The sequence below is a fragment of the Staphylococcus caprae genome (genome assembly GCF_002902725.1).
GTDB classification, from domain to species: Bacteria; Bacillota; Bacilli; order Staphylococcales; family Staphylococcaceae; genus Staphylococcus; species Staphylococcus caprae.
This window is the reverse complement of record NZ_PPRT01000017.1, coordinates 114,089-127,493: the sequence shown is the minus strand read 5'-3', so window position 1 is coordinate 127,493 and position 13,405 is coordinate 114,089. Positions and strand designations below refer to the sequence as shown.

The 13,405-nt window shown below is 33.5% G+C and carries 11 protein-coding genes; 10 read left to right on the top strand and 1 reads right to left on the bottom strand.

All coding sequences use genetic code 11. The features are described from left to right. Positions 1-173: 173 nt before the first annotated feature. On the bottom strand, positions 174-614 hold the full coding sequence (locus CD155_RS03570; RefSeq protein ID WP_002442405.1) for an N-acetyltransferase: 441 nt from the start codon (positions 612-614) through the stop codon (positions 174-176). Positions 615-802: 188 nt separating this feature from the next. On the opposite strand from CD155_RS03570, the gene bshC reads away from it, so the two are divergent. The 10 genes from bshC to ftsZ all read left to right on the top strand — a co-directional run bounded on the left by bshC (position 803) and on the right by ftsZ (position 13,322). After that, positions 803-2,416, top strand: coding sequence for a bacillithiol biosynthesis cysteine-adding enzyme BshC (gene bshC / locus CD155_RS03565; protein WP_103212525.1), 1,614 nt, complete (start codon positions 803-805; stop codon positions 2,414-2,416). Between the two features lie 143 nt (positions 2,417-2,559). Then, entirely contained in the window at positions 2,560-2,991 is a 432-nt protein-coding gene (gene mraZ / locus CD155_RS03560) for a division/cell wall cluster transcriptional repressor MraZ (RefSeq protein ID WP_002442408.1), read from the top strand. 14 nt (positions 2,992-3,005) lie between these two features. Next, positions 3,006-3,941 carry a 16S rRNA (cytosine(1402)-N(4))-methyltransferase RsmH gene (gene rsmH / locus CD155_RS03555; protein ID WP_070831735.1) on the top strand — a complete coding sequence of 312 codons (936 nt, stop codon included), beginning with the start codon at positions 3,006-3,008 and terminating at the stop codon, positions 3,939-3,941. 12 nt (positions 3,942-3,953) lie between these two features. Continuing rightward, on the top strand, positions 3,954-4,355 hold the full coding sequence (gene ftsL, locus CD155_RS03550) for a cell division protein FtsL (protein WP_002442411.1): 402 nt from the start codon (positions 3,954-3,956) through the stop codon (positions 4,353-4,355). Further along, positions 4,336-6,672, top strand: coding sequence for a penicillin-binding protein (locus tag CD155_RS03545; RefSeq protein WP_103212524.1), 2,337 nt, complete (start codon positions 4,336-4,338; stop codon positions 6,670-6,672). Before ftsL ends, CD155_RS03545 begins: the two co-directional genes overlap by 20 nt. Before the next feature lie 181 nt (positions 6,673-6,853). Next, positions 6,854-7,819 carry a phospho-N-acetylmuramoyl-pentapeptide-transferase gene (gene mraY, locus CD155_RS03540; RefSeq protein WP_070872813.1) on the top strand — a complete coding sequence of 322 codons (966 nt, stop codon included), beginning with the start codon at positions 6,854-6,856 and terminating at the stop codon, positions 7,817-7,819. A 1-nt stretch (position 7,820) separates the two neighbouring features. Next, positions 7,821-9,170, top strand: a complete 1,350-nt coding sequence (gene murD, locus CD155_RS03535) for a UDP-N-acetylmuramoyl-L-alanine--D-glutamate ligase (protein ID WP_103212523.1) — start codon at positions 7,821-7,823, stop codon at positions 9,168-9,170. 15 nt (positions 9,171-9,185) lie between these two features. Further along, positions 9,186-10,601: a cell division protein FtsQ/DivIB gene (locus CD155_RS03530; protein ID WP_373364702.1), complete on the top strand. Its 1,416-nt coding sequence runs from the start codon at positions 9,186-9,188 to the stop codon at positions 10,599-10,601. Positions 10,602-10,704: 103 nt separating this feature from the next. Further along, the gene (gene ftsA, locus CD155_RS03525) at positions 10,705-12,105 is read left to right on the top strand and encodes a cell division protein FtsA (protein ID WP_002442420.1); all 1,401 of its coding nucleotides are present in this window, start codon (positions 10,705-10,707) and stop codon (positions 12,103-12,105) included. A gap of 32 nt (positions 12,106-12,137) precedes the next feature. Then, positions 12,138-13,322: a cell division protein FtsZ gene (ftsZ, locus tag CD155_RS03520; protein ID WP_002442422.1), complete on the top strand. Its 1,185-nt coding sequence runs from the start codon at positions 12,138-12,140 to the stop codon at positions 13,320-13,322. Positions 13,323-13,405: the final 83 nt, after the last annotated feature.

Genomic DNA, 13,405 nt, shown 5'->3' with positions numbered 1-13,405 from the left:
CATAAATAATAGCCCATAAAGTGAGTGTATTTAAAAGTTCATTTTAAGGGCTATTTTTGTAATAATGCGTTATTTATCAATTAATAATAAGACATTTTTATTCAGTTTTTTAATGACATTTGAACAAAGAATTTAAATTACAATGTTCACTTTAATCAAAGGCATAGTTATAATTACGGTTTCCAAATTAAAATATCATGACCTTCTGGATTTTTAGCTTCTACATCTTCAAAACCTTGTTTCAAGAAATAATCCTTTGAATTATTACGCGCAATTGCTTTAATTGGTTTGTCTTTTTCCTTAGCGAAATCGATGAGTTTTTTAGCATAACCGCGACCTTGGTATTTCTCTAATACTTCTAATTTCCATAATAAAATATAGTCTTCACAATCTGGGAAATAGGTTTCTTCAACTTCACCTTTATCAAGCAATGCCATTCTTGCTGCTAATTTATCTCCGACAAAGATACCATAAAAAGGTGAGTCAGAACTTGCGTCAATCATTTGTCCTTTTAACTCTTCAACCATATAAAGATCTTTATTTCCGAACTCTCTAAAATCTTCGAAAAGTTCGTCTGTTTTATAATTGATCTCTAAATGTTTTACCTCACTCATATTTTAATCCCCCTTTGTTTCTTTTCTTTATTATACCCTATTTTAAAGGTAAGTTTCATTTATTTAAAATAATAGAAATTTTAAGTTTTAATAAGTGTTTATATAAATTCTTTTAAGCCGTTAAATTGTCATCAAAGCGCTTAGTCTTTATACTATATGAGTAATAGTGCTACTGAAGGAGTAAAAACATGAATTGCAATGTAATAAAGTTAAATGAAGATAATCAGTTTATCAATAAAATAAAAAACGGCGATTCTCAAATCACACGATTTTTCGAATACGATGCAAGTAAGAAAGATAGCTTTGCAAGAAGATTAGCGACGCCAAATAATGGAAGAGAAGCAGAGTTAGCCCAAGTCATAGAATCTTATATGAATGATTTGGATTTAACAAAACAACAAATTGAGAACATAGATGCCTTGGCAAATGGTGCGAAAGTAGTCATTGGTGGACAACAAGCAGGATTGTTTGGTGGTCCTTTGTATACTTTTCATAAAATATTTTCAATCGTAACGCTGTGTAATGAATTGTCAGAACAATATCATAAACAAATTGTTCCTGTTTTTTGGATTGCTGGAGAGGATCATGATTTTGATGAAGTGAATCATACCTATGTATTCAATGATAAAAAAGCCTCTCTTAATAAAATCAAATATCATACTATGACTCCACCTGAAAGTAATGTCTCTCGTTTTACTCCTGATAAAGATGCTTTGATTGATGCGTTAGATAGCTTTTTTAAAGAATTAAAGGAGACGACGCATAGTTTAGAAGTATATGAAATGTGCAAGAACATAATTCATCGCTACAATAACTGGACCGATATTTTCAAAGGCCTTTTACATGAGGTGTTTAAAGAATATGGCGTTCTGTTTATAGATGCACAATATACAGATTTAAGACGTATGGAAAGACCAATTCTTAAAGAGATGTTAGAAAAGCAAGACGAGTTAGATCAAGCTTTTCGTGAGACACAAAAAAACACAGAAGCGCAAGGTTTAACTCCTATGATTCAAACTGAGACAAATACTCATTTATTCATTCACGAAGATAACATGAGACAGTTGCTAACTTATAAAAATGGGAAGTTTATTACAAGTAAATCTGAAAATAGTTACTCAAAAGAAGAAATATTAGAAATCATTGATAATGAACCTGAAAGAATATCTAATAATGTAGTAACACGTCCTATAATGGAAGAATGGTTGTTTAATACAGTGGCATTTATTGGTGGACCAAGTGAAATTAAGTATTGGGCCGAACTTAAAGAAGTTTTTCAACTTTTAAAAGTCGAAATGCCAATAGTATTACCAAGATTAAGAATAAGTTATATGTATGAAAGAACTGAGAAATTGCTCTCTCAATATGATTTAACTACCGAAACAATTATTTCAAACGGTGTGGAGAATGATAGACAACGATTTGTACGTGAACAAGCCTCTAATGAACTTATTTCACAAGTGGAAGAAATGAAAGTTCAACAACAGCAACTTACAGATAAACTCAAATTACAAGTTGCAGGAAACCATGATAATGAAATGCTAATTGAAAAGAATAATGAAATTCATCAAAAACAATACGATTACTTATTAAAACGGTATTTGCTAAATGTAGAAAGAGAAAATGATATTAGCATGCGTCAATTTAGAGAAATTAATGAAGTTCTCCATCCAATGGGTGGATTACAAGAAAGAATTTGGAATTCGTTACAAATTATGAATGATTTTGGGAAAAATGTGTTCAGTCCCTCCACCTATCCACCACTTCATTACACTTTTGATCATATTATTATAAAACCTTGATATAACGGCGTTTAAGCCCATTTTATCTTTTTGATAAAATGGGCTTTTTTGTGTTTGAGCAAATAATTTGAACTATTTTTGCATAATTAGTGGAGGATAGTGGGGAGATGTGGTAAATTATAAATAAGGTGAGGTGATAAAAAATGTTCATGGGAGAATACGATCATCAATTAGATACAAAAGGACGTATGATTATACCGTCCAAGTTTCGTTATGACTTAAATGAACGTTTTATTATCACTAGAGGCCTTGATAAATGCTTGTTTGGATACACGCTTGAAGAATGGCAACAAATTGAAGAGAAGATGAAGACCTTACCTATGACTAAAAAAGATGCACGTAAATTTATGCGTATGTTCTTCTCTGGTGCTGTTGAAGTTGAACTAGATAAGCAAGGGCGTATTAACATTCCTCAAAATTTAAGGAAATACGCTAATTTAACCAAAGAATGTACAGTAATTGGGGTTTCAAATCGTATTGAGATTTGGGACAGAGAAACTTGGAACGATTTCTATGAAGAATCTGAAGATAGTTTCGAAGATATTGCTGAAGATTTAATAGATTTTGATTTTTAAATGGAGGAATTAAAGTGTTTCATCACATCAGCGTTATGTTAAACGAAACCATTGATTATTTAAATATAAAAGAAGATGGTGTGTATGTTGATTGTACGCTTGGTGGTGCAGGGCACGCCCTTTATTTACTTAATCAATTAAATGATGAAGGTAGACTTATAGCGATTGATCAAGATTTAACAGCCATAGAAAATGCAAAGGAAGTTTTAAAAGAACATTTGCACAAAGTCACTTTTGTTCATAACAACTTTCGAGAACTAACGAATATTTTAAAAGAACTCAACATTGAAAAGGTAGATGGCATCTATTATGACCTCGGTGTTTCGAGTCCGCAATTAGATGTCCCTGAAAGAGGATTTAGTTATCATCATGATGCGAAATTAGACATGCGTATGGATCAAACTCAATCATTATCTGCATACGAAGTAGTGAATGAATGGTCCTACGAAGCATTAGTTAAGATTTTTTATCGTTATGGAGAAGAGAAGTTCTCAAAGCAAATTGCTAGAAGAATTGAAGCGAATCGTGAACAACAACCGATTGAGACGACTTTACAACTTGTCGATATCATCAAAGAAGGCATACCCGCGAAAGCAAGACGTAAAGGCGGTCATCCTGCTAAGAGAGTTTTTCAAGCAATTCGAATAGCTGTTAACGATGAATTATCCGCGTTTGAAGATTCAATTGAACAAGCAATTGAAAATGTAAAGGTGAACGGAAGAATTTCGGTCATCACGTTCCATTCATTGGAAGATCGCTTATGTAAGCAAATCTTTCAAGAGTACGAAAAAGGACCGGAAGTTCCGAGAGGATTACCAATTATTCCTGAAGCATACTCGCCGAAATTAAAACGTGTAAATCGCAAACCGATAACCGCTACTGAAGAAGATTTAGACGAAAACAATCGTGCGCGTAGTGCAAAACTACGTGTTGCAGAAATTTTAAAATAAGGAGTAATTGAAATGGCTGTAGAAAAAATTTATCAACCCTATGATGAAGCAACACAAACCAGTATCCCACAAAGACAACCGCAATCTCGTCCTGAGAAACAAACTGTCAAAAGAAAAGTGGTTGTACAATTAACTAGATTCGAAAAAGTTTTATACATAACACTTATTACTGTAATTGCCATGATTAGTATATATATGCTATCTTTAAAAATGGATGCGTACGACACGCGAGGAAAAATTGCAGATTTAGATCAAAAAATAGAGAAACAATCTAGTGAAAACAGCGCATTAAAATCTGAAATCAAGAAAAACTCTTCTTATGAACGCATTTACGATAAGGCTAAAAAACAAGGTATGAGCCTACAGAACGACAATGTAAAGGTAGTGCGTAATAATGGCGAAGCGAAAAATTAAAATTAAAAAAAATAAAATAGGGGCAGTCCTACTAGTTGGTTTATTCGGACTGCTCTTTTTTATATTGGTTTTAAGGTTCTCATACATTATGATTACTGGTCATTCTAATGGTCAGGATTTAGTGATGAAGGCAAATGAAAAGTATTTAGTAAAAAATTCGGAACAACCAGAACGAGGAAAGATATATGACCGAAATGGTAAAGTTCTAGCCGAAGATGTCGAAAGATACAAGGTAGTAGCAGTCGTGGATAAAAAGGCGAGTCAAAATAGTAAAAAACCACGTCATGTCGTTGATAAAAAGAAAACAGCAAAACAATTATCTAAAGTTATAGATATGAAACCTAGTGAAATTGAAAAACGTTTAAATCAGAAAAAAGCCTTCCAAGTGGAATTCGGTCAAAAAGGTACAAATCTGACTTATCAAGATAAAGAAAAAATTGAAAAAATGGATATGCCTGGTATTTCACTATATCCAGAGACAGAACGTTTCTATCCTAATGGCAATTTTGCTTCCCATTTAATTGGAATGGCACAAAAAGATCCAGACACTGGCCAATTAAACGGAGCATTAGGTGTTGAAAAGATTTTCAATAGTTATTTAAACGGTACACAAGGCGCACTTAAATATATTCAAGATATTTGGGGTTATATTGCTCCTAATACTAAAAAAGAACAACAACCTAAGCGTGGAGATGACGTTCATTTAACACTTGATTCTAATATTCAAGTCTTCGTCGAAGAAGCGCTCGATGGTATGGTAGAAAAATATGCTCCTAAAGACTTATTCGCTGTAGTGATGGATGCAAAAACAGGAGAAATTCTCGCTTACAGTCAGCGTCCTACTTTTAATCCAGAAACAGGAAAAGACTTTGGTAAAAAGTGGGCAAATGACTTATATCAAAACACGTATGAACCTGGTTCAACATTTAAAACATACGGTTTAGCTGCAGCAATTCAAGAAGGTAAGTTTAAACCAGATGAAAAATATAAGTCAGGACATCGAGACATCATGGGCTCAGAGATTTCAGACTGGAATAAAACAGGTTGGGGTAGAATCCCAATGTCACTAGGATTTACTTATTCATCCAATACATTGATGATGCACTTACAAGACTTAGTAGGCGCAGATAAAATGAAATCTTGGTATGAACGCTTTGGATTTGGTAAAAAAACAGGTGGAATGTTTGATGGCGAAGCAGCTGGGCATATTGGTTGGTCTAATGAATTGCAACAAAAAACAACTGCATTTGGACAATCTACGACAGTAACGCCGGTACAAATGATTCAAGCGCAATCAGCTTTCTTTAATAAAGGAAATATGCTAAAACCTTGGTTTGTTAGTAGTATTGACAACCCTGTCACTAAGAAAAATTACTATAGTGGGGAAAAACAATATGCAGGTAAACCAGTGACTGCAGATACAGCCAAAAAAGTAGAAAACGAACTTGATAAAGTTGTTAACAGTAAACAAAGTCATGCAATGAATTATCGTGTTAAAGGCTATGATATTGAGGGTAAAACAGGTACAGCACAAGTGGCCGATTCAAATGGTGGAGGTTACGTTAAAGGTGAAAATCCATACTTTGTAAGCATTATCGGTGATGCACCTAAGAAGAACCCGAAAGTCATTGTTTATGCTGGTATGAGTTTAGCTCAGAAAAATGATGAAGAAGCTTATGAAATGGGTGTAAGTAAAGCATTTAAACCAATCATGGAGAATACACTTAAGTATCTAAATGTTGGTAAATCAAGCGACTCTACATCAAAAGCAGATTACAGCAAGGTACCGAATGTTGAAGGTCAAGAAATGCAAAAAGCAGAGGATAGCTTGAATGCTCAATCGCTTAAACCAGTTACAATCGGTAGTGGCAAACAAATTAAAGCGCAATCTGTAAAAGCAGGCACTAAAATATTGCCACACAGTAAAGTATTATTACTCACTGATGGTGATGTAACAATGCCTGATATGACAGGTTGGACTAAGGAAGATGTGTTAGCATTCGAAGACCTGACCCACATCAAAGTTTCAACTAAAGGTAATGGTTTCGTTACAAATCAAAATGTAACTAAAGGTCAAACATTGAAAAGTAAAGACAAAATTGAAGTAACTTTATCAGCAGACAAGACAGATGAAAACGATGACGAGTCTGACGATACGGGTTCTGATAAACAATCAAAATCTGACGATAAATCATCAGATAAGCATAAATCAGACTCATCTTCAAAATCAGATTCAAAGAATAGTTCAAGTTCTGACTCTAAAAAAGACTCCAATAGCAATTCAAATAATAAATCAAGTTCCAATGACGATAGTTAATGGAACTGAGTATACAAATGAGGTTGGGATTATCATTTTAGGGATTAACTTAGAAATGGTCCCAACCTTATTTATTAATATTTTAAGTTTTATATGAAAACAAAGAGAAAACTGATAAACTATTAAAGGTTATTTACAATCAAACGAGTAAAAATTAGAAAGTGAAGAAAAGGAGATTCATATGTTCTTTATATATGCGATCATCGCACTACTCATAACATTTATATTAGTTCCAGTGCTTATTCCAACTTTAAAAAGAATGAAGTTTGGACAAAGCATTAGAGAAGAAGGTCCACAAAGCCACATGAAAAAAACAGGAACACCTACGATGGGTGGGCTTACATTTTTAATTAGTATCATTATTACTTCTGTGATTGCGATTATTTTTGTTGATAAATCAAATCCAATCATCTTGTTATTATTTGTTACTATAGGCTTTGGATTAATCGGATTCATTGATGATTACATTATTGTAGTTAAAAAGAACAACCAAGGTTTAACAAGTAAACAAAAATTCTTAGCTCAAATATTAATTGCAGTTATTTTCTTTGTATTAAGTGACGTATTTCATTTAATCAATTTTACTACAAATTTACATATTCCATTTTCTAACTTCGATATCCCATTATCATTTGCCTATGTCTTATTCATTGTCTTCTGGCAAGTTGGATTTTCAAATGCGGTGAATTTAACTGATGGATTAGACGGATTAGCTACAGGATTATCTATTATAGGATTTGCAATGTATGCGATTATGAGTTTTATTCTTGATTCACCAGCTATTGGTATATTCTGTATTATCATGGTGTTTGCTTTATTAGGATTCCTTCCTTATAACTTAAATCCTGCAAAGGTATTTATGGGTGATACAGGTAGTTTAGCTTTAGGTGGTATCTTTGCTACCATTTCAATCATGCTTAATCAAGAGCTGTCACTTATATTTATCGGTTTAGTTTTCGTTATTGAAACCTTATCAGTGATGTTACAAGTTGCTTCTTATAAATTAACTAAAAAGCGCATTTTCAAAATGAGTCCAATTCACCATCATTTCGAATTAAGTGGTTGGGGAGAATGGAAAGTTGTAACTGTATTTTGGACGGTAGGTTTAATTTCAGGATTAATCGGACTATGGATTGGAGTGCATTAGAATGCTAAATTACACAGAGTTAGAAAATAAAAATATTCTAGTAGTAGGATTAGCTAAAAGTGGATATGAAGCAGCAAAAATATTAGCTAAATTAGGTGCGAATGTCATCGTGAATGATGGCAAGGATCTTTCACAGGATGCACACGCTAAAGATCTCGAATCAATGGGCATCGAAGTCGTAAGTGGCGGACATCCTTTATCTTTGCTAGATAATAATCCAATTATTGTTAAGAATCCTGGTATACCTTACACTGTTTCAATTATCGACGAAGCTGTACGTAGAGGATTAAAAATATTAACTGAAGTAGAATTAAGTTATCTTATATCAGAAGCGCCAATTATTGCAGTAACTGGTACAAATGGTAAGACAACTGTAACGTCACTTATCGGTGATATGTTTAAAAAAAGTGTATTAACAGGTCGTCTATCTGGAAATATTGGATATGTTGCTTCTAAAGTCGCTCAAGAGGCTCGTCCTGATGAATATTTAATTACAGAACTTTCTTCTTTCCAATTATTAGGTATTGAAAAGTATAGACCTCACATTGCAATTATTACTAATATTTACTCAGCACATCTCGATTATCATGAAACATTAGAGAACTATCAAAACGCGAAGAAACAAATTTATAAAAACCAAACTAAAGATGATTACTTAATTTGCAATTATCATCAAAGACATTTAATTGAGTCAGAAAATCTTAAGGCGAAAACCATGTATTTTTCTACTCAGCAAGAAGTGGATGGTATTTATATTAAAGACGGATTCATTGTATATAATGGCATTCGTATCATAAATGTTAAAGATTTAGTTTTACCAGGCGAGCACAACTTAGAAAATATTTTGGCTGCAGTATTAGCTGCCATTTTGGCAGGCGTACCAGTTAAAGCCATCGTAGATAGTCTGACAACTTTCTCAGGAATTGATCATAGACTTCAATACATTGGTACAAATCGTACGAATAAATACTACAATGATTCCAAAGCAACTAATACTTTAGCTACACAATTTGCTTTAAATTCATTTAAACAACCTATTATATGGTTATGTGGTGGATTAGATAGAGGCAATGACTTTGATGAGTTAATTCCATATATGAATAATGTTCGTATTATGGTTGTTTTTGGCGAAACTCAGGAAAAGTTTGCTAAACTAGGTAATAGCCAAGGTAAATACGTAATCAAAGCTACGGACGTTGAAGATGCTGTTGATAAGATTCAAGAAGTAATTGAACCAAATGATGTGGTGTTACTATCACCAGCTTGTGCAAGTTGGGATCAATATAATACATTTGAAGAACGTGGTGAGAAATTTATCGAAAGATTCCGAGCACACTTGCCATCTTATTAAGGAGTGTGAATGCTCATGGATGAAAAAAATAAACATAGTAATGATAAAGTGTCGCGTATAGAAGATTTCACTTCACATCAAAGAGAAGAAAACGATAACGATGATTTAGGGCTTTTCAGAAGAAATAAAGACTTTCGAAATCGTAAAAGAAAACGTTTCGGCGATAAAGTGAACGAAGAGGAATTGGCAAATCATGAACATCAAAGAGAGGACGATACTCTAGATAAGCATTTAGAACAAAATGTTGAGAATAGTTCAAATCAAGATTCACCTCATGATGCCTTAGATAAAAGTAATGATACTAAACAAGATGAGACAATCGATGTGGATAGTGATGACAATCTCAATGAATCACAAGCACATAACGACAATCTTGAAGAGAAGAACGAGACTGATCAACAAGAAGATAAAGAGGCTTCTTCTGATAGCGATAATGAACTCAAATCAACTGAGGACAATGCGCAAGATAAAAAAGAGGATAAAAAGAAAGGTTTGCTTGGCTCATTACCGTTTATAAATAAAAATAAGCGTTCGTCAGGTAATAAAGATCAACAGGTCGAGCCTAATAGACCTATGACGCTTGAAGAAAAAAGAGCGTTACGTCGACAACGACAAAAGAGGATTCAATATACAATTATTACGCTATTAGTACTATTGATTGTTATTTTCTTACTATATATGTTCACACCACTGAGCAAGATTTCAAATGTGAATGTAAAGGGTAATAATAACGTGAGTACTAGTAAAATTAATAAAGAACTTCATGTTACTTCTCATTCTAGAATGTATACGTTTAGTAAACGTAAAGCAATTAATAATTTAAAGAAAAACCCTTTAATCAAAGACGTAGAAATTCATAAACAATTACCTAATACTTTAAATGTTAAAGTGACAGAGTATCAGGTAGTCGGTTTAGAAAAAAACAAAGATAATTATGTGCCAATCATCGAAGACGGTAAAGAATTAAAAGACTATAGTAATGATGTTTCACACGATGGTCCAATCATTGACGGTTTCAAAGGCAACAAAAAAACAAATATGATTAAAGCTTTATCTGAAATGTCTCCAGAAGTTAGGAGCATGATTGCTGAAGTAAGCTATGCCCCAGCAAAGAATAAGCAAAATAGAATAAAGATTTTTACAAAGGATGATATTCAAGTTGTAGGAGATATTACAACAATTGCTAATAAAATGAAATATTATCCGCAGATGTCTCAATCGCTAAGTAGAGACGATTCTGGTAACCTTAAAACGGATGGATACATTGATTTATCAGTAGGTGCATCATTTATTCCTTATGGAGGTTCATCAGGAGCTGAATCAGAAACTGATCAGAATGTAACAAAATCGACACAACAAGAAAGTGAAGCAAAAGAAGAGTTACAAAGTGTATTGAATAAAATTAATAAACAATCAAAAGATAATAATTAAAAAAATTCGGTAATAGTATGTGTTTATAGTTCACAAGCTATTCAACGTATTGTAAACTAAACATAGTGTATTTTAATAGTAATTTGTCAGGAGGTGCCTATCTATGGAGGAACATTACTATGTAAGTATAGATATAGGTTCATCAAGTGTAAAAACAATAGTAGGCGAAAAATTTCACAATGGAATAAATGTGATAGGTACAGGACAAACCTACACTAGTGGTATCAAAAATGGTCTGATTGACGATTTCGATATTGCGAGACAAGCAATTAAAGATACGATTAAGAAGGCTTCAATTGCCTCAGGTGTAGATATAAAAGAAGTATTCTTGAAGTTACCTATCATTGGTACCGAAGTATACGATGAATCAAATGAAATTGAATTTTATGAAGATACTGAAATTAATGGGACACACATCGAAACGGTGTTAGATGGTATCCGTGATAAAAATGATGTAGCTGAGACAGAAGTTATCAATGTCTTTCCTATCCGATTCGTGGTAGATAAAGATAATGAAGTTTCAGACCCTAAAGAATTAATTGCAAGACACTCTTTAAAAGTAGATGCAGGCGTGATAGCCATTCAAAAATCTATTTTAATCAATATGATTAAATGTGTTGAAGCATGTGGTGTTGACGTATTAGATGTTTACTCTGATGCTTATAACTATGGATCTATTTTGACAGCTACTGAAAAAGAGTTAGGCGCATGTGTCATCGATATTGGTGAAGATTTAACTCAAATCGCATTTTATGAACGTGGCGAATTAGTAGATGCAGATTCTATTGAAATGGCTGGACGTGATATTACAGATGATATTGCTCAAGGCTTAAATACTACATATGATACTGCCGAGAAGATTAAACATCAATATGGTCATGCTTTCTATGACTCAGCTTCAGAGCAGGATGTATTTTCAGTAGACCAAATTGATAGTGAAGAACATGTTCAATATACTCAAAAGGACTTAAGCGATTTTATTGAGCAACGCGTTGAAGACATATTCTTTGAAGTATTCGATGTTCTTCAAGAACTTGGTTTAACAAAAGTAAATGGCGGATTTATTGTGACAGGTGGCTCTGCTAACCTACTTGGAGTAAAAGAATTATTACAAGATATGGTAAGTGAAAAAGTTAGAATTCATACACCTTCACAAATGGGAATTAGAAAACCTGAATTCTCTTCTGCAATTTCAACAATTTCTAGTAGTATCGCTTTTGACGAGTTATTAGATTATGTTACAATTAGTTATCATGATAATGAAGAATTTGAAGAGGAAGTTATCGAGTCTAATGATAAAGATAACGAATCTAAATCAAGCGGTTTTGATTGGTTTAAACGTAAATCAAATAAGAAAGATACTTATGAGGAAGAGCCTGAAGCACCTCATGAAGAAACATACGAAGACCGCGTAAATCAACACGAAGATGAACATCATCAATCAGAAGGTAAAGAAAAAGAAGAAGGTAAATTTAAAAAATTAATGAAATCTCTATTTGAATGATTATTGGCCATTAAGACTAGGAGGAAATTTAAATGTTAGAATTTGAACAAGGATTTAATCATTTAGCTACATTGAAAGTCATCGGTGTAGGTGGCGGCGGTAACAACGCTGTTAATCGTATGATTGACCATGGTATGAATAACGTTGAGTTTATCGCAATCAATACAGACGGACAAGCTTTAAACTTGTCTAAAGCAGAATCAAAAATCCAAATCGGTGAAAAATTGACACGTGGTCTTGGTGCAGGTGCTAACCCTGAAATTGGTAAAAAAGCAGCTGAAGAATCTCGTGAACAAATTGAAGATGCTATCCAAGGTGCAGATATGGTATTCGTAACTGCTGGTATGGGTGGCGGTACTGGTACTGGTGCAGCTCCTGTTGTTGCTAAAATTGCTAAAGAGATGGGTGCTTTAACTGTAGGTGTTGTTACTCGTCCATTCGGCTTCGAAGGTCGTAAGCGTCAAACACAAGCAGCAGCTGGTGTTGAAGCTATGAAAGCAGCAGTAGATACATTAATCGTTATCCCTAATGATCGTTTATTAGATATCGTTGATAAATCAACACCTATGATGGAAGCATTCAAAGAAGCAGATAACGTATTACGTCAAGGTGTACAAGGTATCTCAGATTTAATCGCAGTATCTGGTGAAGTGAACTTAGACTTTGCTGACGTTAAGACAATTATGTCAAATCAAGGTTCTGCATTAATGGGTATCGGTGTATCTTCTGGTGAAAATAGAGCAGTAGAAGCAGCTAAAAAAGCAATCTCTTCTCCATTATTAGAAACTTCAATTGTTGGTGCACAAGGTGTGCTAATGAATATTACAGGTGGAGAATCACTTTCATTATTCGAAGCTCAAGAAGCAGCGGATATTGTTCAAGATGCAGCTGATGAAGATGTAAACATGATTTTTGGTACAGTTATTAATCCTGAACTACAAGATGAAATTGTTGTTACAGTGATTGCAACAGGCTTTGAAGATAAACCTTCTTCTCAAGGTCGTAAGTCTACAAGCACTGGTTTCGGTTCAAGCGTGAACAGTGGTTCTACAAGCCAAAGTCACTCTACACCGAAAGAGGATTCATTTGCTACAAATTCTTCTAGCTCACAAGCTTCAGAAGGTGTAAGCGAAAGAAGTCATACTACTAAAGATGACGATATTCCTAGCTTTATTAGAAATAGAGAAGAAAGACGTTCTAGAAGAACTAGACGTTAATATAAACTTAACAACTCACTTAAAAAGCCATCAGTTAAATGTCTGATGGCTTTTTAGTTTGTGCTTTTTACTTTTTACAAATT

Coding starts and splice junctions, on each gene's coding strand:
- CD155_RS03570 (WP_002442405.1), bottom strand. CDS start 614: ATGAGTGAGGTAAAACATTTAGAGATCAATTATAAAACAGACGAACTT.
- bshC (WP_103212525.1), top strand. CDS start 803: ATGAATTGCAATGTAATAAAGTTAAATGAAGATAATCAGTTTATCAAT.
- mraZ (WP_002442408.1), top strand. CDS start 2,560: ATGTTCATGGGAGAATACGATCATCAATTAGATACAAAAGGACGTATG.
- ftsL (WP_002442411.1), top strand. CDS start 3,954: ATGGCTGTAGAAAAAATTTATCAACCCTATGATGAAGCAACACAAACC.
- CD155_RS03545 (WP_103212524.1), top strand. CDS start 4,336: ATGGCGAAGCGAAAAATTAAAATTAAAAAAAATAAAATAGGGGCAGTC.
- mraY (WP_070872813.1), top strand. CDS start 6,854: ATGTTCTTTATATATGCGATCATCGCACTACTCATAACATTTATATTA.
- murD (WP_103212523.1), top strand. CDS start 7,821: ATGCTAAATTACACAGAGTTAGAAAATAAAAATATTCTAGTAGTAGGA.
- CD155_RS03530 (WP_373364702.1), top strand. CDS start 9,186: ATGGATGAAAAAAATAAACATAGTAATGATAAAGTGTCGCGTATAGAA.
- ftsA (WP_002442420.1), top strand. CDS start 10,705: ATGGAGGAACATTACTATGTAAGTATAGATATAGGTTCATCAAGTGTA.
- ftsZ (WP_002442422.1), top strand. CDS start 12,138: ATGTTAGAATTTGAACAAGGATTTAATCATTTAGCTACATTGAAAGTC.